The organism is Hymenobacter gelipurpurascens, from assembly GCF_900187375.1.
GTDB lineage: Bacteria > Bacteroidota > Bacteroidia > Cytophagales > Hymenobacteraceae > Hymenobacter > Hymenobacter gelipurpurascens.
Window position 1 is genome coordinate 1,265,253 of record NZ_FYEW01000002.1, and the last position, 18,973, is coordinate 1,284,225.

Here is an 18,973-nt window from a genome sequence, read left to right on the forward strand (position 1 = left end):
CCAGTACCTTTCTCCTTATTAGGGAGCGGAGGTGCTGGCGGGCTCTGTGCTTAGGAGTGGCCTAGGCCACAATAGTAAAGAGTAAAACAGAAATGCAGCCGCTAGTTGGGCTGCTGCAAGAGCCAGGCCTGAGCCTGCGCGTCGGTTTCGAAGGAGCGATACGTGAGAGGCAGCCCCTGTACATGGGTAGTAACGTAGGCTGTAGCCAAGCGCGTAAGCACATCCTGCGACACGACCACAGCCCCGGTGCGGTAACCAGCGGTTTGCACGGCACCCGGCAACCACTTTTCCGCTATCCAGAGCTGCTCTTCGCGCGAAAAGGGCAGCATTTGTGTCTGGTTGATCAGCATGCGGCTCCATCCGTAGCGCTGCATACCCAGGGCCATATGTGCAAAGAGCGCCTGCAACTCTGAGAAGCTGCGTAGGCCTGGGCTCCAGTTGGCCCGCATAAAGCCCGCAGGATCTTCCAGCAGACGTCCGGCAGCGTTTTCAAAGAATAATTTCATTCCCTGCAAAGGTACTTATCTGCTGACACAGACCGGCACATTTCTCCGGGCTGCGTGCCTGTAAAAGGCTATACAGAGAAGTACTAGGCCAGTTTGAGCGGCTTACTGCGGGCTTTCCATGGCCCCATACGTGGTGGGCACTTCTATATTGATGCTCTTGGGGAAAGCCAGGAAATGCGTGACCCGCGGAGGCTCGGGGCCGGCATGAAACTGCAGCACCTGGGCTTCTATGGCCAGGTCTTCCTTCGTGAAGCGGTGGTGCTGGCGCTGATGCTCGCCCCAGGTAGCCACATAGAAAAACTCCGTGATGCGCGTAGCATGCGCTACGTCCGTGAACACACCGGCCCGCAACGACCCATCGCGCAGGCGCAGGCGGGTGAGCTGCTGCGCCGCCAGATGGAAAGCCGGCTGATCGGGCAGCGCTACCTCATACTCAATCATGACCACCACGGGCCCATCATCGGGGTCGATGCTGCCCTCTACGGTCGGCGTAGGCCAGTGGTCGGCGGGCTCCAGGTTGAGATTTTCGCCGGAGCGCATGGGGAAGGGCACAGCCAGCAGCATGCTCAGCAGCATCCAGGCGGCCGTGGCCAGCAGTGCCACCTGCAGCGTGGTGCGGTCAGCAAGCTCGCCCCACACCACGCTCCCAAACGATAGCCCCGCCTGAAACACCAGCATATACACACTCACCACCCGCGCCTGCACCCACTTGGGCACGTTTAGCTGCACGGTGGTACTAAAGCTGGTCATGGTCATCAGCCAGGCGATACCCGTCAGAAACATCACCGGGTAGAGCCAGTACACCGATGGGGCCAGGGCCAGGGCCACATTGGTACCCACGAATACCAAGGAGCCCAGGAGCACCCGCTGGTTGAAATTGAGGCGGTTGCCGGCGCGCCCCATCAGGAACGCCCCCGCAATAGCGCCCGCGCCCAGCCAGGAGAGCATGACGCCATAGGAGCCGGAGCTCAGGTGCAGCCGCCGCGCAATTACGACTGAAAGCAGGCCCCACATGGCGCTGGCCCCGAAGGAGAAGGCAAACGTGCGAAATAGCACCGCATAAATGGCCGGCGAATACTGCACATAGCGCATGCCAGCCCGCAGGGCGCCCGTAAAGTTTTCGGCGGGGCCAGTAGGGGCATCGGCCGTGCGTTGCCAGGCATAGATAACGGCAAACGTGCCCAGAAACGACACCGCATTAAGCAGAAATACCCACCCCGGCGAATAGTACGCTATGATGGCGCCCCCAATAGCCGGCCCGATAGCCCGCGCGATATTATTGCTAACCCCATTCAGGGTAATGGCCGAGCCCAGAATCTGGCGCGGCACCAGCTCCACCGTTACAGTTTGCCACACGGGCGCATTGATGGCCGCCCCGATACCCAGCACAAAGGTGAGAGCCAGCACGCCAAACGCTGATATTTCGCCTAGCAGAGTGAGGCCGCCCAGCAGCAGCGCCACCACCGCCATAAACCCCTGCGTGAATAGCAGCAGCCGGCGCCGGTCAATGAGGTCGGCCATGGCGCCGGCGGGCATGCTCAGCAGGAAAGCCGGCAGACTGGTGGCCGTTTGCATGAGGGCTACCAGCAAAGCCGAAGTAGTAAGCGTGGTAACGAGCCATACGCCGGCCACATTCTGCATCCAGGTGCCAATATTCGATACCACGGAGGCAATCCAGATAGCCCGGAAGACAGAATAGGTGAAAGGCGACCACAGCGTAGGGCGGACTTCTGGAGTAGGTACAGCAGGTGAAGGGGAGGAAACCATAGCAGCGCGGAGAGCAGAAAACGGGGCGTTAGAGCTATAACACCTAAGCCCCCCAGAAAGCTGCGTACGGCGCTTAATCAGAAATAGGTATGGGCCCTGTCCTACTGAAATTCTGGTAACAGGCCCCGTCAGCTCAGTTGCGCCATATGCTATGAGGTAGCCTCAAACGGACACCGCCGCACTCTCCGGTTAAGGAAAATGCGGCGGTGCCGGGGAAGCAGCAACTGCTACTTGATGGTGCGTACGGGTTTGCCCACCTTAATGCTGGGGTGGCCCTGGGTAGCACGAGTAGCGCGCTTGCGCTTGGCTTTGCGATAGAGTTTCCAGCGACGAAAAACACCCAGCTTTTTGGGCTTGTGCCGGCTGTTGCCGCGGTATTTCTTGTAGTTGGGCCGGTGGCCGATGCGGCTGCTGATGCTGGCAGCCATTTCGGTGGTAGCTGTGGCAGCCGTTTCAGCTGCCGGAGAGGCCAGTGCTGCGGCAGGCTCTAGCAGCAGCATGAGGGCGCACAAGAACAGAAGTAGTATTTTGGACATAGGAAAGATATAAAAAAGTGAGATTCCTTTCGCTCAGATCCTACCCTAGCTTCTCTTCTTCGATATAGGCATCCAGCAAGACGAAAATAAGACTTAAAAATTAGAAACGTTATAATATTGGAAAATAAATATAAAGACGATATAGATTAGATAAAATTGTATTTATCATACAAAAAACACTGTAGCTACTGGGTTTTGCAGCAGGTAGATGGTCGTTAGTTTGGTTTGGAATAAGGCCGCTACCTTGCTGCCGTTGGGGCCAATAGGGCGGGCTGTACCATTGTTCTGCTTAGCACTGGCCTAGCCTCTTGCCATTTGCAGCAGTTTAGCGGTCTTCCCAGTCAGAGAAGCCCGGCATACGTACTCCTGGCAGGCTTCGCTATCCGGTCCACTCGTTGCCGGCTTCGGGGCAAAGCAGCAAAGTCTGCCTCCGGGAGTTGCTAGGTCACTCCCGCGCCTTGTTTCCTATCCTTATAACAACGTAGCTTTTTGCATGCAACAGTCTTTCGACAGCGTAATATTCGACCTCGATGGCACCCTCTGGAATGCCTCCGAAGCCATTACCCAAGCTTTCCAAACCGCCAAAAACAGCGTAGACTACATAGAGCACGACATTACGCTGGAACAGGTGCAGGCCGTCACGGGCCAGCCCTACGGGGTGGTGTACGAGCGCCTGTTTCCGACTTTGCCCTCGGAGCGCCGCGAGGAGTTCCGGGCCCTGTGCGCCGTGCAGGAACTGACGGCCGCCCAGGAAATTGGGGGCACGCTCTACCCTGGCCTGGAGGAAACCCTGCAGTATCTGCAGAAACACTATCGGCTGTTCATCGTTAGCAACTGCCAGCGTGGCTACGTGGAGGCCTTCTTCGAGAACAGCCAGCTAGGCCACTATTTCGAGGGACACCAGTGCTTTGGCACCAAGGGTTTACCTAAATCGGAGAACATTCGGGAGGTGGTAGGCCAGTATGGTCTGCAAGCGCCCGTGTACATAGGTGATACCCGCGGCGACTATGAGGCCAGCCAGCAGAGCAACACGCCCTTCATCTTTGCTACTTATGGTTTTGGTCAGGTAAGCCCCCAGGAAGCACCCCTTCGCATCAACCAGCTCGCTGACCTCCGCCAGCTACTGTAGGCCTGTAAGTAGCGGCCGTTTTCCTGTGGTCTCAGAAGCCAACCCAGATTCTGTACCTCCTCTTAGGTGTGCAGGCCGTAAGCAGTACTCCATTCCTTGCTCCGGGCTGCGGCCACGGAGCGTTTTTGTGTAGAGCTTATGAACGATATGCATTTTATCCGGCATGGCAGCGGCAAGCCGCTGCTATTGTTACACGGCATTGGGGGCAGCTGGCGCTCCTGGCAAACTATCATCGATGATTTGGCCAAAGAGCGTGAGGTTATTGCGGTAGATCTGCCGGGCTTCGGCGACACCCCGCCCCTGCCCGGCGACGTTTCCATCAGCACCCTGGCCGATGCCGTAACTGAGTTCCTGCGCCACCACAACCTGCTCGGGATTGATGCTGTGGGTAGCTCCATGGGAGCCCGGCTGGTGCTGGAGCTGGCCCGGCGAGGCGGCGTGCTGGGGGCCGTAGTTTCCCTGGACCCCGGTGGGTTCTGGCGTGGCTGGGAGATTCCGGCGTTTTATTACTCGGTGGCAGGATCCATTCGGCTGATACGGGCCTTGCAACCCCTGATGCCCGCTCTTACCGGCAATGTCATCAGCCGCAGTGTGCTGTTTGCGCAGTTTTCGGCCAAGCCCTGGCGGCTTTCGCAGAAAGCGACGCTCGATGAGGTGCGGACGTATGCCGCCTCGCCTTCCTTCGACGAACTCCTGTACAACCTGGCCTACGGCGAAAAGCAGCAGGGGGCCCCGAAGGGCACTATCCGGGAGCCACTCGTTATCGGCTGGGGCCGCCAAGACCGCGTGTGCTTCCCGTATCAGGCCCAGCGCGCCCTAAAGCTCTTCCCCGATGCTCAGCTGTATTGGTTTGATGAGTGCGGCCACCTGCCGCAATGGGACCAGCCGCAGGAAACCGTTCAGCTGATTTTGCGCGCCATCAGCGGCCAGCAGATTCCCGAAAAGTTATCGGCCAGCCGCAGCCCACAACCCGCCCGGAGCCTGAACAAGGCGGCCGTAGTGGGTGGAGTGCTGGCGCTGCTGGCGGGCGGTGTATGGCTGGCTGCCAGGCAGTCGCGGCAAGTGGCCTAGGTGGCTGGCAGAGCTCGGAGGCCGAAGAAGTAGTGGCACCTGCTGCCTTGGCTTTCCTGAGTTGCGGGGCTTCTGATGATCCCTAGGCCACCTCCTGCCCAGATTATGCGTAACTTACAGAATGACTGAAGAATATTTGCGCGAATTAGGCTTTGAGACGTATGCCGACCCCAACGCTTTTGGCAAAGGAGTGGCCTACGAAACGGCTTGGCGCTACCGCCACACCCACGCCGCCCAGGATGGCACCGTGCTCTACGCCGAGCACCCACTGAACATCCCGCGCTGCCGCCTCAGCACGCTGCCCGCTCCCCTCAACCAGGACGATGTGCTAGCCGATGTAGACCTGCACGACCGCGCCGCCCTCACAGCCGCCATAGACGGCTTCTTTGCCTCTCACCAAGGCATGGGGCCTGCGTTGAAGGCCAACGTTTCTTCCGCCTTCCGGCCCTTCCGCCGCCAGGAGTAGACCACGAACCACTCTTCGTATGCATAAACGAAAAGAGCGCGAGGATTATCCTCGCGCTCTTTTCGTTTATTAACTACTTGATAAACTACACTATAACTTCATAACGAGCATTATTTGGTTGTAATAAGAACAGCGCCATTTTTACCTTTCTCACCATATTTGGCGGTAGCCTTTTCGGCATCAAGCACAAACACGCTTCGGACTTGGGCATCCTCTATTTTGGCAGCTTCGGGAGCTACTTCCTGGCCATCAACTATTAGCAATTTGCCTTGCAGGTTGCTGACTGACATCTTTTTACCCTTGGTTACATCGGACGCAATTTTTACCGCTTCCGGGTCAGCGGCTTTGTATACGATGTTGTATTTCGTGTTAAATGCACGCAAGGCCTCCGAATTCTGGCCGGCTTTGGTGATAATGAGCATTACCCCCTTCTCCCCTACTGCGCCAAAGTCTTGCGTGAAAGCGTCCTCGTTGAAGCCCGGCATGAATTTGCGCCCCTTAATGACGTTCACGCTTTGGATATCGCTGGGGTTCATTTGATTCATGGCCGCGTAGGTACTCGTAACCCCATCTATGAAATACAGGGCATTTTCAGCCATAGAAGCCGCCTGATTTTGGTTGGTATTGGCTGAAGCAGGCTCCGGCAGGTAGGCTTTCTCCGCGCAGCTCCAGAGCGTGAGGCCAGCGGCCAGGGGTAGCAGTAGCAGGTAACGGGCGGCTTGCACGCGGGTAGTACGGGGCTTGTTCATCATGGCGATACGGGTTTTGAGGAGGTGGAAATTGAAATGGCTGACGATAGAATTAGGCTGGGCCTGCACACTCTGGTGCAACAGGCTGTATTGATAAGACTTGTTGTCGAGCAGGCCCGATTGCAGCACACGGTAATCGGTATTGAACTCCAGGTTTTCGTGCAGCGCCTGGCGCAGGAGCCATATGCCGGGGTTGAACCAGTAGAATAGCAGGCTAACCTGGGCCAGGAGCACATCCAGCGTGTGCCACTCTCGCACGTGTACCTGCTCGTGGCACAGGATGGCAGGCAGTTCCCGGGCGGTATGTTGCGCGGGGTTCAGATACACCGTCTGCCAGAAGGCAAAGGGCGCCACGGGGCCCGGAACCGCCCGGTAGGCCACCCCCTCAAACTCGGCGGGGCGCGAGGAACGGTGCAGGCGGTAGAGGGAAAGTAGCTGCAGGCCCAGCCGCACACCCAGGGCTGCTACCCCTATCCAGTAGGCCACTAGCAACCACTGGCCCAAGGCTGGCTCCGTGGTAGTGCCGGTGGCATTCAGGGCTATCCAGTTGGGCGTGTAGGCCAGTAGCTCGGCGGGTAGCGGGGCAGCCGGCGCAAACCAGCGCGCCACATCAACCAGCGGATAAAGCGGAGCGAACAGCAATGCAGCCAGTAGCACCACCCGGTTGAGGCCGTAGAACGTGAGGCGACGCAGGGCCAGATAATAGGTGACGCAGAACAGCAGCAGGGCGCCATTTACCTTCAGCAGATAGATCAGCAGCTCCGACATGGCTATTCGGCTTTGCCTTCCTCAATCATGCGTACAATCTCCTTCAGCTCCTCAGCACTGATTTTCTGGTCTTTGGCGAAGAAGGAAACCAGCTCTTTGTAGGAGTTGCGGAAGTAGTCGCCCACGAAGGTGCTCATGAAGCGCTTCCGGTATTCCTCGGCGGCAATCAGGGGCGTGAAGCGGAAGGTATTGCCGAGCTTCTCGCCCTGCAGGTAGCCCTTGCGCTCCAGGTTCCGGACCGTAGAGGCCAAGGTGGTATACGGTGGCCTAGGCTCGGGCAGCAGTTCCAGTACATCCTTTATAAAGCCACCTTCTAGTTGCCAGAAGGCGCGCATGGCTTCTTCTTCGGGTTGAGTAAGTCGTTCCATGTCAGTAATTACGATTGTTTCGTAATACTACGAATATTTCGTAATTAAGAAACAGCTTCCCCTAATTAATTTTTTAACAGGCACAAAAAAGGTGGCCTACACCATGCGTAGGCCACCTTTTTACAAGGAGGAGAAGAACATAAAGTTAATGCAGCGTAGCTCTACACAGTTGGGTGCAGGTGCTTGGTAAGCCACTGCACCGCCTCACCCTCATCTGTAAACTGATTAATGGAGCAATAGTCGCCGTGCGTATAGGGCAGGGCGGGCAGCGTTTCGTCGTCGGTGGTGTCTTCCAGCTGGGTTGGCGAGATGAGGTAAGCCAGATACACGTGCTGGCCCAGCCGGGTCCGGAGCATAGGATAGAAGTCGCGCACTAGCCAGTGCACGTCGCTGTTGTTGAGGTGTTCCCGGCGGCGCGAGTCAATCAGCCACAGGCACGTGGTGCAGCCCGAGGCAAATTCCAGCAGGCGATGATAGCCCGTGCGCAGCTCCGGCGACGAGGTAGTCCGCAGCCACCGGGCCGTCAGGATACTCAGGTCGGGCCGGTGCATTAGGTGCAAAAAGTCATTCAACGTAGTCTCTGACATAGAACGAAGTTAAGCCAGTTTCCTCAGCAGCTCGCTCGCCCAAGAGCAAACGAAAACTAGGCCTGTTACGCCCACCAAACGGGAGCGTTACAGGCCTAGTATTTCTGGAAATAGTCTACTGATTGCTCACAATTGGTACTGTTGAGCTTACCACACGCGGGCCCGCACATTCTGGGCGCGCACCATTTTGGCATCTTCCTTACACCCAAAAGCCTCGTAGAACTCGGGCATGTTCATCAGCGGGCCATTGGTCCGGAACTGCGCCGGGGAGTGCGGATCGGTCATGACCTGCTGGCGCAAATACTCGGGGCGGGCATTGGTCCGCCAGATTTGGGCCCAGGCCAGGAAGAAGCGCTGCTCCGGCGTGTAGCCATCGTACTTGGGGCGCGGGCCGTTGCCGTATTTCTGCTGTAATTCCTTCTGCAGGGCGCTATAGGCCACACTCAGGCCACCAAAGTCGGCGAGGTTTTCGCCCATCGTCAGCTTGCCATTCACATACACCGAGTCAACGGGCGAGAAGGCTGAGTACTGATTACCCACCAGCGTAGCGCGCTGCTCAAACTTGGCGGCGTCCTCTTTCGTCCACCAGTCGCGCAGGTTGCCCTCCGCGTCCGACTGCCGGCCCTGGTCATCAAAGCCGTGCGTGATTTCGTGACCAATTACTGCCCCCATGCCGCCGTAGTTAACCGCGTCGTCGGCGTTTGGGTCGAAGAACGGCGGCTGCATGATGCCGGCCGGGAACGTGATGTCGTTCATGGAGGAGTTGTACGAGGCATTCACCGTGGGCGGGGTGAAGCGCCACTCGTTGCGGTCAATCGGCTTGCCGAACTTGCTCACGTTGTCGTTGTAGGCCCACTGGCGGGCGGCCAGCACGTTCTTCAGGTAGGAGTCGCGCGAGATGGTCAGGGCCGAATAGTCCTTCCACTTATCGGGGTAGCCGATTTTCACTTTAAAGGCTTCCAGCTTTTTCAGGGCTTCCTGCTTGGTGACGTCGCTCATCCAATCGAGCTGCTGAATGTGCTCGGCCATGCTGGCCTTGATGTTTGTGACCATCTGCATGGCCTTTTGTTTGGTTTCGGGCGTGAAGGTTTTATCCACGTAGAGTTGCCCAAAGGCCTGGCCCATGGCCGCATCGGTAGCGCCCAGCATGCGTTTCCAGCGGGGCTGCTGCTGCTTGGCGCCCGTAAGCACCTGCGTAAAGCGGAAGGCCTCGTCAGAGTACGCCTTGGGCAGGGCCGAGCTCACGGAGCTGACCAGCTGCCAGTCGAGGTAGGTCTTGATGTTAGCCAGCGGTTCCTGCTTCATCAGGGTATTTACCTCCTTGAAGAAGGCCGGCTGGCCTACAATTACTTCTTTGGCGGCGCCCAGCTTGTTTTGAGCCAGCATGGCAGGCAGGCCCAGGTTGGGGAACTGCTTGTTGGCCTCAGCTACCGTCATCTTGTTGTAGTTGGCGTAGGGGTCGCGCAGCTCCACGCGGCTCTTACTGGCCTGGGCTAGGCGCGTCTCGATGCTGAGAACCGCTGCCGCTTTCTTAGCAGCCGTCGCCTCCGCGTCGCCCATGAGCTTGAACGTGTTGGTCATGTAGGCCACATAGGCGTTGCGGATGCTCTTGGAGCGCGCATCATCCTTGAGGTAGTAGTCGCGGTCGGGCATGCCTAGGCCACCCTGGCCCAGATTCACGGCATACACAGTGCTCTGCTTGCGGTCGGGGCCCACACCGGCCCGGAAGAAGGCGCCCGTGCCCAGCGCCTGCTGGCGGGCTACCACTGCCTGCAGGCTCTTTAGGTCTTTGGCAGCCGCAATGCGCGCCAGCTCCGGCTTCAGGGGCGTAATGCCGGCCTTCTCAATGGCCACGGAGTCCATGGCCGAGCCGTAGTAGTCGCCTACCTTCTGCATGTTGCTGCCCTTGGCGGCCGAGGTATTGGCGGCAGCTTCCTCCAGAATCTGGCGGCTCACGGCGTTGTTGCGGTCGGCGAGCTGCTGGAAGCTACCCCACCGCACCTCACTGCCCGGAATAGGTGTGTTCTTCAGCCAGGTGCCGCTGGCAAAGTGGAAGAAGTCGTCGCAGGGCGCCACGGCCGGGTCGATGTTAGCCACATCCAGGCCCACACCTTTCACTACGGGTGCCTCAGCCGCCGGAGCAGCCATGGTGGTATCGGGGGCGGTAGTTGCTACGGGCTTTGAGGAGCTGCAGCTACTCAGAGACAGGCCTAGGCCGGCCATGGAAAAAGCCGCCAGCGTAAGAGTATTCCGGTTTTTCATAGTGATGGAAAGGAGTGAGAGAATGAGGTATTTACAAGGACTAGGCGGAACGTCCTTCAGAGCGCAGTCGAACCGAAGGTCGCCGTAGGCAAGCATCTCTATTGCTTCGTTGTAGAGACGCTAGGCCAGTTAGATAGCCAGCGGTAGAGATGCTTGCCTACGGCGACCTTCGGTTCGACTCCGCTCAGCATGACGAGCCGCTTTCTGATGTTCTCATTGAGCTGCGAAAACAGCTTCAACTTTAAAAGAAGAAAAGCGGGCTACCTAAGGCAACCCGCTTTTCAATCTATTACTTACTTATACTAGCTTACCAAACCCGGGCCCGCACATCCTGGGCGCGCACCATCTTGGCATCTTCCTTACAGCCAAAGGCCTCATAGAACTCGGGCATGTTCATCAGCGGGCCGTTGGTGCGGTACTGAGCTGGGGAGTGCGGGTCGGTGAGCACCTGCTGGCGCAGGGCCTCGGGGCGCATGCTGGTGCGCCACACCTGAGCCCAAGCCAGGAAGAAGCGCTGCTCAGGCGTCAGGCCGTCGTATTGCGGACGGGGGTCAGAGCCATACTGCTTCTTCAACTGCTTCTGTAGCGCGCTGTAGGCCAGTGCCGTACCACCGAAGTCGGCGAGGTTTTCGCCCATGGTCAGCTTACCATTCACGTACACCGAGTCGAGCGGCGAGAAAGCTGAATACTGCTTGCCCACTAGGTCGGTGCGCTTCGAGAATTCAGCCGCATCCTCCTTGGTCCACCAGTCGCGCAGGTTGCCCTCCGCGTCCGACTGCCGGCCTTGGTCATCAAAGCCGTGCGTGATTTCGTGGCCGATTACCGCGCCCATGCCGCCGTAGTTTACCGCGTCATCGGCTTTCGGGTCGAAGAACGGCGGCTGCATGATGCCGGCCGGGAATACAATCTCGTTCATCGACGAGTTGTAGTAGGCATTCACCGTGGGCGGCGTCATGCCCCACTCCGTGCGGTCAATCGGCTTGCCATAATGGCCTACGTTGTCTTTGAACTCCCACTGGCGGGCAGCCAGCACGTTTTTCAGGTACGACTCGCGCGAGATGGTCAGGGCAGAGTAGTCCTTCCACTTGTCTGGGTAGCCGATTTTCACGGTGAAGCCGTTGAGCTTCTTCATGGCTTCGGTTTTGGTGGCGGGGCTCATCCATTCCAGGGCCTGAATGTGTTCCCCCATGGCTTCCTTGATGTTGGCCACCATTTCCAGGGCCTTCTTCTTGGTTTCGGGGGTGAAGGCTTTTTCCACGTAGATCTGACCGAAAGCCTCGCCCAGGGTACCGTCCGTGGCGCGCAACATGCGCTTCCAACGAGGCTGCTGCTGCTTGGCACCGCTCATCACTTGGTTGAAACGGAACGACTCGTCCACGTATGCCTTTGGCAGCGCCGACGATACGGAGTTTACCAGGTGAGCACGCAGGTAGGTTTTCCAGTCGCCGACGGGCTCCTGCTTCAGGGCGGCGCTGGCTTCCTTCATGAACTCGGGCTGGCCTACAATCACCTCTTTGGCAGCGCCTAGGCCTACCTGGGGCAGCATGGCGGTCAGGCCCAGGTTCGGGAACTGGGCGTTGGCCTCAGCTACCGTCATTTTGTTGTAGTTGGCGTACCGGTCGCGCAGGGCTACACGATCTTTGCTGGCTTTGGCGAGCCTGGTTTCCAGGCGCAGCACGGTGGCGGCGTTCTTGGACGCGGTGGCCGAGTTGTCACCCAACATCTTGAACATGTTGGTGAGGTAGGTGGTGTACGCGGTCCGGATGGTTTTGGAGCGCGCATCATCCTTGAGGTAGTAGTCGCGGTCGGGCAGCGTGAGGCCGCCCTGGCCCATGTACAAGGCATACTCAGTGCTTTTCTTGGAATCCTGGCGCACACCCACGCCAAATACCGAGCGGGTCTGGAGCATCTGCTGGCGCACCAGCGCACTCTGCAGGCTCTTCAGGTCTTTGATGGCGGCAATGCGGGCCAGCTCGGGCTGCAGGTATTTCAGGCCGGCCTTCTCAATGGCCATTGTGTCCATGGCGGAGGCGTAGAAGTCGCCGACTTTCTGGGCGTTGGTGCCTTTCGTGGCGGTTTTGTTGGCAGCCGCCGTTTCCAGAATGTTGCGCAGCACCACGTTGTTCTGGTCAATCAGGGTGTTCCAGGAACCCCACGACGACTCAGCGGCCGGAATGGGCGTGTTCTTCACCCAGGTACCGCTGGCGTACTCGAAAAAGTTGTCGCAGGGCGAAACCGACAGGTCGCGGGCCGACAGGTCCAGACCGATGCCCGGCATCACGGGGCCTTTCGGCGCTGCTTCAGCCGTAGTAGCGGCAGTAGCGGTGGTGGCAGTTGTAGTGGTGGCTGTAGCGGCCGGGGTGCTGGAGGCGCAGCCCGTGAGGGCTAGGCCAGCGGCAGTACCCAGCGTCAGCAATAGGTAGCTCTTTGCGAACATGTGGAAAGTAGAGGTATGGAAAAAGTGAAGTAATATACAAGAATATCACCTCGTAATTACAAAAAGAGAGGCCTTGAGACGGATAAATTGAAAGTCTGTCAATTTATCCGTCTCATTAGGCTACCAAATAACAGCCCGCTCCGCATCGGGCCGTACCATCTTCTGGCCCTGCTGGCACCCGAAGGCCTGATAGAACTGCGGCATGTTCATGAGCGGCCCGATGGTGCGGTACTGGCCCGGCGAGTGGGGGTCGGTGAGGATCTGTTGGCGCAGGGCTTCGGGGCGGATGTTGGTGCGCCGCAGCTGGGCCCAGCTCAGAAAGAAGCGCTGCTCTGGCGTAAAGCCGTCAATGATGGGGCGCGGACCGTTGCCGTACTGCTTCTGCAGCTGCTTCTCGAGGGCCGCGTGCACAATGGTCAGACCAGCGAAATCGGCGAGGTTTTCGCCCATCGTCAGCTTGCCGTTTACGTGCACAGAGTCCAGCGGCGAGAAGGCATCATATTGGCGGCCTACTACGGCGGCGCGTTGCGTGAACTGCTCTCCGTCTTCCTTGGTCCACCAGTCGCGCAGGTTGCCTTCCGAGTCGTACTGCCGGCCCTGGTCGTCGAAGCCGTGGGTCATTTCGTGGCCCATCACGCCACCAATTGCGCCGTAGTTCACCGCATCATCGGCCTCGGGGTCGAAGAATGGGGGCTGCAGGTACCCGGCCGGAAACACGATTTCGTTCATCGGCGGGTTGTAGTAGGCGTTAATAGTAGGCGGCGTCATGCCCCACTCGTTGCGGTCAATGGGCCCACCAAACTTCTTCACGTTCTGCTGATAGTTCCACTGGCGGGCGGCCAGCACATTTTTCAGGTACGACTCGCGCGAGATATTCAGGGCCGAGTAGTCCTTCCACTTATCGGGGTAGCCGATTTTCACGCGTAGGGCATTCAGCTTTTTCAGGGCTTCCTGCTTGGTGGCGTCGCTCATCCAGGTGTTGGTCTGAATGTGGTCGGCCATGCTGGCTTTGATGTTGGCCACCATGTCCAGAGCCTTTTGCTTGGCCGCCGGCGAGAAAGCCTTATCGACATAGAGCTGGCCAAAGGCCTCGCCCAATGTGGCGTCCGTAGCCGACTGCATGCGCTTCCAGCGTACCGGCTGCTGCTTGGCGCCGCTCTGCACCTGCGCAAACCGGAAGGCCTCGTCGGAGTAGGCCTTGGGCAGGGCCGAAGGCACGGAGCTGACGAGCTGCCACGTCATGTAGGTTTTCACGTCGGCCAGGGGCTCCTGCTTGAGCATGGTGCTCACTTCCTTAAAGAAAGCGGGCTGCCCAATAATTACTTCCTTGGCAGTACCTAAGCCGTTTTGCGCCAGCATCCCCGGCAGATTGATGTTGGGGAACTGGGCATTGGCCTCGGCCACCGTCATCTTGTTGTAGCTGGCGTAGGGGTCGCGCAGTGCCACCCGGTCTTTGCTGGCCTGGGCCAGGCGGGTTTCGAGGCGCACGACGGTGGCGGCTTTCTTGCCGGCCGTCGCCTCCGCGTCACCCATGAGCTTGAACGTGTTGGTCAGGTACGTTATGTAAGCGGTGCGCACGGCCTTGGAGCGGGCGTCGTCCTTGAGGTAGTAATCCCGGTCGGGCATGCCTAAGCCACCCTGGCTGAAGTTCACGGCGTACACCGTGCTCTGCTTGCGGTCAGGACCCACGCCGGCCCGGAAAAACGCGCCGGTACCCAAGGTCTGCTGGCGGGCCAGCTCGGTTTGCAGCGTTTTGAGGTCCTTGATGGCGGCAATGCGGGCCAGCTCGGGCTGCAGATATTTCAGCCCGGCCTTTTCCAGGCCTACGGAATCCATGCCGGAAGCGTAGAAGTCGCCGACTTTCTGGGCGTTTGAGCCTTTGGCCGCCGTAGTGTTAGCCGCAGCTTCTTCCAGAATCCGTTTCAGCGTAGCCTGGGTCCGGTCGCCGAGCAGGTTGCGCGGGCCCCAGCTGGAGGCGTAGCCCGGCACTGGGTTGTTCTTCAGCCAGTTGCCACCCGAAAACTGAAAGAAATCGTCGCAGGGCGACACAGAGCGGTCGATATCGGCCAGCGCGATACTGCGACCGGGTACAGAGGCTACTGCTGTCACGGGAGCAGCCACAGTAGGAGTAGTTGTAGCCGAAGGCTGACTAGTGGCGCAACCTGCCAGTGCTAACGCAAATACGGCCGCCGTTGCCCGGCGTGGTGTAGTGGTTGGGTTCATGTAATCGGGAAGAAGCGGAAGAAGTAAAGTGAAGGTCGCGCGCGCGGGCGCAAGGGTTGCGCGAGGGCAGGCCAAGGACTGGCCTAGGCACAAAAAAAGCTGCTTCCCAAATGGAAAGCAGCTCCGAACCATAGAAAGACTACCCTAGAATAACTAAACAAATTGTCATGCTGGGCTTGTCGAAGCATCTCGCGTGCTGACGTTGAGTTACTATTCAACAGCAGCACGCGAGATGCTTCGACAAGCTCAGCATGACGACCTTCTGTACTTGCTAAGGGTCCCGCTAGGCCACTACCGGCGGCGCGGTTTGGCACGCTCGTATTGCGGCGGCCACGCTACATCAACTCCCAACTCAAAGGCGGCGTGCAACGGAAAATATGGGTCGCGGAGCGATTCGCGAGCGAGTAGCACCACATCTGCCTGGCCGGAGGCGATGATGTCTTCGGCTTGCCGGGCATCGGTGATGAGGCCTACGGCGCCGGTCGGGATGCTGGCTTCGCGCTTCACCTGCTCGGCAAACTGCACTTGGTAGCCGGGGCCGACCGGGATTTGGGCGGCGGGCACGTTACCGCCGGTAGAGCAGTCGATGAGGTCCACGCCGCGGTCTTTCAGGAGCTTCGCCAGCTGCACCGATTCTGCGGGAGTCCAGCCACCTTCAGTCCAGTCGGTGGCGGAGATGCGCACGATGAGCGGCAGCTCCGTAGGCCACTCGGCGCGGGTAACTTCGGTTACTTCCAGCAGCAGCCGCACCCGGTTCTCGAAAGAACCGCCGTACTGGTCGGTGCGTCGGTTGCTCAGGGGCGAGAAGAACTCGTGCAGCAGGTAGCCGTGGGCGCCGTGCAGCTCAATCACCTGGAAACCAGCCTCCAGAGAGAGGCGCGTGGCCACCCGAAAATCTTCGATTATCTGCTGAATCTCGGCCAGCGTCAGTTCGTGAGGGGCAGGCTCATTTTCGGTGAAGGGCACGGCACTGGGGCTTACGGTGGTCCAGCCGCCTTCTGAAGCGGGCACTACGGCGCCACCTTTCCAAGGGCTGGAGTGGCTGGCCTTGCGGCCGGCGTGGGCCAGCTGAATGCCAGCTACGGCGCCGTGGGCTTTCAGGAAATCAGTAATGCGACGTAGGCCAGGTACGTGCTCGTCTTTCCAGATGCCCAGGTCGTCGGGGGTGATGCGGCCCTCCGCCGATACGGCCGTGGCTTCCAGGAGGATAAGCGCCGCGCCGCCCACGGCCCGGGAGCCCAGGTGCACCAGGTGCCAGTCGTTGGTAAACCCGTCCTCGGCGCTGTACTGGCACATGGGCGAAATGACGATGCGGTTCTTAAGCGTGATGCCGCGCAAGGTGAGCGGCGTGAAAAGCTGAGCCATGTATAAAAGAGGCAAAAGTGAATCAGAAGCAAAGACCTCTAAACTGCCGGGCAGTGAACAGGGTTTTAGCCGAGCCCCTGAAAAACCATTCCGGGGTACTGGTGGTATGCTAATGCTAGTTTCAGAATAGCTACTAGCTCCCCTCCTCAGATGATGTTGCGCATCAAGCAAGGAGGGGTACTAACTTTCTAATCCCCCTCCCTCATAGCCTCATTCATGCGCACCATCAAACACCTGCACCGCGCCGTCAGTGCTCCTATTGCTGACCTCGTTACATACCGAGCCTTGCCCACGCAATCGGTGGAGCACCTCGATCCGTTTCTGTTCCTGAACCACCACGGCCCGCAGGTGTACCCGGCCAACAACCGCGGCTTGCCGTTCGGCCCCCACCCCCACCGCGGCTTTGAGACGGTGACGTTTATCCTGGAGGGCGACATCATGCACCAGGATACCGGCGGCCACCAGAGCATTATCGGGCCGGGCGGTATTCAGTGGATGACGGCGGGCCGCGGCCTGATTCATGCCGAAATATCCTCTCCGGAATTTAAAAAGACAGGTGGCCCCCTGGAGATTCTGCAGCTCTGGGTAAACCTGCCCGCCAAAGATAAAATGGTGGAACCGCGCTACATAGGCCTACAGGAGCCCGAAATTCCGAGCGTGGTGCTGCAGGAAGGCCGGGTAGCCATCAAAGCCATATCCGGCAACTGGGCTGGGGCGGCCGGGGCCGTGCAGCCCCTGGCCGATATCCAGCTGGCCACCATCAACTTCCTGGAAGGCGGCACGCTGGAGCTCAACATCACGGCGGAGCGAACCATCTTTTTTTACGTGGTGCGGGGCCGCCTGCGCGTGAATGGCCAGGAGGTAGAAGCCCGCCAGCTCGTAGAGTTTAACTACGATGGCGACTATCTGCACGTGGAAGGGCTCAGCGACGCGGTGCTGCTACTAGGCCACGCCAAGCCTTTCCAAGAGCCCATAGTGGCCTACGGCCCCTTCGTGATGAACACGGAAAAGGAAATTCAGGAGGCCTACCAGGATTATCAGGCCGGCAAGTTTGGCCGCTGGGAAGAATAATTTAGGCACCAGGTAAAGTAATTGCTGCGGTAAACCGTCTGTTGTTGTGTGCTTTCAAGGGGCACAAACCTTCCCAATGACAGACGGTTCTACTTCTTCAGTAGCTTATTACGAGAAAAGATTGTGCGCAATCTTTTCTTCTCGTACATTTGTAACCGATTCTGTTACGTATCCTTTCATGAATACTCGCTTCGCAGTTGCTACGCACATTCTGGCTTACCTGGCGCATTCGCCGGGGCAGCCGGTGTCGTCGGATGTGCTGGCGAGCAGCGCGGGAACGCACCCCGTGGTGGTGCGTCGCCTGATGGGCAACCTGCGCGAGGCAGGCCTGGTGCAAAGCCAGCGCGGGGCCGGAGGCGGAACCCTACTCGCACGCCCCGCCTCCGAGATTACGCTGCTTGATGTGTTTCGGGCAGCGCAGGAAAAGGAAACCGACTTATTCTCGGTGGGCAGCACCAACCCCAACGAGAACTGCGACCTGGGCCGCGTGATGCAGCAAACCTTGGAGGGTGTGCTGGGCAATGCTATTGATGCCATGCGCACGGCCCTGGCGGCTGTCACGCTGGATCAGGTGATGCAGGAGCTAGCCACCCGCTTGCCAGAACACTGTCCCAAAGCCACGGGTTAGGCTTTTTTATTTGCCCCAAAATGTAACCAGAATGGTTACTAACTGATTTTCTGCTATTTCCCTTCTTTACCCCTCCGCCCGGACAGGGCGCCCGCCAGGCCAGTGCTGACCGACGAGCCACTTTCGGTGAGGCTATTTCCTTTTGTGTCATGAAAAAATTACTTGGCGTGCTGCTCGTTGTGCTGGTAGCGTTGAGTAGCTGGGGGCTGCCGCTGTTGCTTGCTCCCGCCACCACCCCGGCCACCGCGTCGGAACAAACCCTAACCACCTATTTTGTAGCTGAAGGCAGCGTTATTGCACCTGCTGAGGAGACTCCTGCCGGCCAGGATATTCGCACGGCGCGGGCAGGCCGCGTGTGGGAAGTGTACTTCAGTGTAGGCCAGCGCGTGCGCAAAGGCCAAGTGCTACTGAAGCTGGCTCACTCTATTAAAACGGTGGAGCAGCAACATCTGCAAACCCAGATTGCCCAGGAGCAGGCGCGCTATGCCGCTCTTGCCCAGCAGCCTGCCACGGCTCCCGCCGCCCTAACGGCGGCTCGTGCCCAGCTGGTTACCCTGCAGGAAAAGCTGGCCCGCACCTCTCCTGCTTTGGCATTTGAATTCGTGACGGCGCCCGAAGACGGCCTCGTGACGGCCCGCAGCGTAGCGCCCGGCGACTACCTCACGCCTGCTCAGGCGGTAGCGGCTTTCGTGCCAGGCATGCCCGCCGATACCACTTTGCTTCTTTCTAGCGTTGAGTAATCCTCACGCGTTTATTTCCCTTTTTCTCTGCTTTCCTACCCGATATGGAACAGCTTGTTCGCCTGCAGGTGGAGCGCATGCTCCGCAAAAAGCGCCACATCCCGACGCTCATTTTTACTCCTCGCACCCGTTTGCAGGAAGATATAGGCCTAGACTCCATCGATCTGGTGGAACTGGTCATCAACCTGGAGCACCGCTTTCACATTGAGATACCCGACCCCGAGATGGAGACCCTGCGCACCGTGCAGGATGTCCTGGACTGCGTCGATGCCCATCTCAGCGTCAGCGCCGCTTAGTTAA

Annotated in this window: 17 protein-coding genes; 7 read left to right on the forward strand and 10 right to left on the reverse strand. The window is 58.8% G+C overall.

Translation table 11 applies throughout. The features are described 5' to 3' along the window. Positions 1-101: 101 nt before the first annotated feature. The 3 genes from CFT68_RS17205 to CFT68_RS17215 form a co-directional block, all read right to left on the reverse strand. Positions 102-506, reverse strand: coding sequence for a hypothetical protein (locus CFT68_RS17205; protein ID WP_088844752.1), 405 nt, complete (start codon positions 504-506; stop codon positions 102-104). A gap of 102 nt (positions 507-608) precedes the next feature. Next, a complete protein-coding gene (locus tag CFT68_RS17210; protein ID WP_088844753.1) occupies positions 609-2,273 on the reverse strand; it encodes an MFS transporter in 1,665 nt (554 codons plus the stop codon). 227 nt (positions 2,274-2,500) lie between these two features. After that, on the reverse strand, positions 2,501-2,809 hold the full coding sequence (locus CFT68_RS17215) for a hypothetical protein (protein ID WP_088844754.1): 309 nt from the start codon (positions 2,807-2,809) through the stop codon (positions 2,501-2,503). 493 nt (positions 2,810-3,302) lie between these two features. On the opposite strand from CFT68_RS17215, the gene CFT68_RS17220 reads away from it, so the two are divergent. The 3 genes from CFT68_RS17220 (at position 3,303) to CFT68_RS17230 (ending at position 5,475) form a co-directional block, all read left to right on the forward strand. After that, entirely contained in the window at positions 3,303-3,938 is a 636-nt protein-coding gene (locus CFT68_RS17220) for an HAD family hydrolase (protein ID WP_088844755.1), read from the forward strand. 138 nt (positions 3,939-4,076) lie between these two features. Then, a complete protein-coding gene (locus CFT68_RS17225) occupies positions 4,077-5,009 on the forward strand; it encodes an alpha/beta fold hydrolase (protein ID WP_245815427.1) in 933 nt (310 codons plus the stop codon). 121 nt (positions 5,010-5,130) lie between these two features. Then, positions 5,131-5,475 carry a hypothetical protein gene (locus tag CFT68_RS17230; protein WP_088844756.1) on the forward strand — a complete coding sequence of 115 codons (345 nt, stop codon included), beginning with the start codon at positions 5,131-5,133 and terminating at the stop codon, positions 5,473-5,475. A gap of 110 nt (positions 5,476-5,585) precedes the next feature. Here CFT68_RS17230 and CFT68_RS17235 read toward each other — a convergent pair whose 3' ends face one another. The 7 genes from CFT68_RS17235 to namA all read right to left on the reverse strand — a co-directional run bounded on the left by CFT68_RS17235 (position 5,586) and on the right by namA (position 16,234). Continuing rightward, positions 5,586-6,992, reverse strand: coding sequence for a M56 family metallopeptidase (locus CFT68_RS17235; RefSeq protein ID WP_088844757.1), 1,407 nt, complete (start codon positions 6,990-6,992; stop codon positions 5,586-5,588). 2 nt (positions 6,993-6,994) lie between these two features. Beyond that, entirely contained in the window at positions 6,995-7,360 is a 366-nt protein-coding gene (locus tag CFT68_RS17240) for a BlaI/MecI/CopY family transcriptional regulator (protein WP_088844758.1), read from the reverse strand. 161 nt (positions 7,361-7,521) lie between these two features. Further along, a complete protein-coding gene (locus tag CFT68_RS17245; protein WP_088844759.1) occupies positions 7,522-7,947 on the reverse strand; it encodes a hypothetical protein in 426 nt (141 codons plus the stop codon). A gap of 147 nt (positions 7,948-8,094) precedes the next feature. Further along, positions 8,095-10,209: a M13 family metallopeptidase gene (locus CFT68_RS17250; protein WP_088844760.1), complete on the reverse strand. Its 2,115-nt coding sequence runs from the start codon at positions 10,207-10,209 to the stop codon at positions 8,095-8,097. A 307-nt stretch (positions 10,210-10,516) separates the two neighbouring features. Further along, positions 10,517-12,646 carry a M13 family metallopeptidase gene (locus CFT68_RS17255; protein WP_088844761.1) on the reverse strand — a complete coding sequence of 710 codons (2,130 nt, stop codon included), beginning with the start codon at positions 12,644-12,646 and terminating at the stop codon, positions 10,517-10,519. 120 nt (positions 12,647-12,766) lie between these two features. After that, complete coding sequence (locus tag CFT68_RS17260) at positions 12,767-14,869, reverse strand: M13 family metallopeptidase (protein WP_088844762.1); 2,103 nt, start codon at positions 14,867-14,869, stop codon at positions 12,767-12,769. A 291-nt stretch (positions 14,870-15,160) separates the two neighbouring features. Beyond that, the gene (gene namA / locus CFT68_RS17265) at positions 15,161-16,234 is read right to left on the reverse strand and encodes an NADPH dehydrogenase NamA (protein ID WP_088844763.1); all 1,074 of its coding nucleotides are present in this window, start codon (positions 16,232-16,234) and stop codon (positions 15,161-15,163) included. 216 nt (positions 16,235-16,450) lie between these two features. Between namA and CFT68_RS17270 the strand changes: the two genes are divergently transcribed. The 4 genes from CFT68_RS17270 (at position 16,451) to CFT68_RS17285 (ending at position 18,969) form a co-directional block, all read left to right on the forward strand. Then, positions 16,451-17,305 (forward strand): pirin family protein, encoded by an 855-nt coding sequence (locus CFT68_RS17270; RefSeq protein ID WP_088844764.1) that lies wholly within the window; start codon positions 16,451-16,453, stop codon positions 17,303-17,305. Positions 17,306-17,483: 178 nt separating this feature from the next. After that, complete coding sequence (locus CFT68_RS17275) at positions 17,484-17,933, forward strand: Rrf2 family transcriptional regulator (RefSeq protein ID WP_170934843.1); 450 nt, start codon at positions 17,484-17,486, stop codon at positions 17,931-17,933. Between the two features lie 149 nt (positions 17,934-18,082). Continuing rightward, entirely contained in the window at positions 18,083-18,673 is a 591-nt protein-coding gene (locus tag CFT68_RS17280; protein WP_088844766.1) for an efflux RND transporter periplasmic adaptor subunit, read from the forward strand. Between the two features lie 44 nt (positions 18,674-18,717). Beyond that, the gene (locus CFT68_RS17285) at positions 18,718-18,969 is read left to right on the forward strand and encodes a phosphopantetheine-binding protein (RefSeq protein WP_088844767.1); all 252 of its coding nucleotides are present in this window, start codon (positions 18,718-18,720) and stop codon (positions 18,967-18,969) included. Positions 18,970-18,973 lie beyond the last annotated feature (4 nt).

Bases quoted from the DNA above. Each gene is read 5' to 3' on its own strand.
- CFT68_RS17205 (WP_088844752.1), bottom strand. From the start codon at position 506: ATGAAATTATTCTTTGAAAACGCTGCCGGACGTCTGCTGGAAGATCCT.
- CFT68_RS17210 (WP_088844753.1), bottom strand. From the start codon at position 2,273: ATGGTTTCCTCCCCTTCACCTGCTGTACCTACTCCAGAAGTCCGCCCT.
- CFT68_RS17215 (WP_088844754.1), bottom strand. From the start codon at position 2,809: ATGTCCAAAATACTACTTCTGTTCTTGTGCGCCCTCATGCTGCTGCTA.
- CFT68_RS17220 (WP_088844755.1), top strand. From the start codon at position 3,303: ATGCAACAGTCTTTCGACAGCGTAATATTCGACCTCGATGGCACCCTC.
- CFT68_RS17225 (WP_245815427.1), top strand. From the start codon at position 4,077: ATGAACGATATGCATTTTATCCGGCATGGCAGCGGCAAGCCGCTGCTA.
- CFT68_RS17230 (WP_088844756.1), top strand. From the start codon at position 5,131: ATGACTGAAGAATATTTGCGCGAATTAGGCTTTGAGACGTATGCCGAC.
- CFT68_RS17235 (WP_088844757.1), bottom strand. From the start codon at position 6,992: ATGTCGGAGCTGCTGATCTATCTGCTGAAGGTAAATGGCGCCCTGCTG.
- CFT68_RS17240 (WP_088844758.1), bottom strand. From the start codon at position 7,360: ATGGAACGACTTACTCAACCCGAAGAAGAAGCCATGCGCGCCTTCTGG.
- CFT68_RS17245 (WP_088844759.1), bottom strand. From the start codon at position 7,947: ATGTCAGAGACTACGTTGAATGACTTTTTGCACCTAATGCACCGGCCC.
- CFT68_RS17250 (WP_088844760.1), bottom strand. From the start codon at position 10,209: ATGAAAAACCGGAATACTCTTACGCTGGCGGCTTTTTCCATGGCCGGC.
- CFT68_RS17255 (WP_088844761.1), bottom strand. From the start codon at position 12,646: ATGTTCGCAAAGAGCTACCTATTGCTGACGCTGGGTACTGCCGCTGGC.
- CFT68_RS17260 (WP_088844762.1), bottom strand. From the start codon at position 14,869: ATGAACCCAACCACTACACCACGCCGGGCAACGGCGGCCGTATTTGCG.
- namA (WP_088844763.1), bottom strand. From the start codon at position 16,234: ATGGCTCAGCTTTTCACGCCGCTCACCTTGCGCGGCATCACGCTTAAG.
- CFT68_RS17270 (WP_088844764.1), top strand. From the start codon at position 16,451: ATGCGCACCATCAAACACCTGCACCGCGCCGTCAGTGCTCCTATTGCT.
- CFT68_RS17275 (WP_170934843.1), top strand. From the start codon at position 17,484: ATGAATACTCGCTTCGCAGTTGCTACGCACATTCTGGCTTACCTGGCG.
- CFT68_RS17280 (WP_088844766.1), top strand. From the start codon at position 18,083: ATGAAAAAATTACTTGGCGTGCTGCTCGTTGTGCTGGTAGCGTTGAGT.
- CFT68_RS17285 (WP_088844767.1), top strand. From the start codon at position 18,718: ATGGAACAGCTTGTTCGCCTGCAGGTGGAGCGCATGCTCCGCAAAAAG.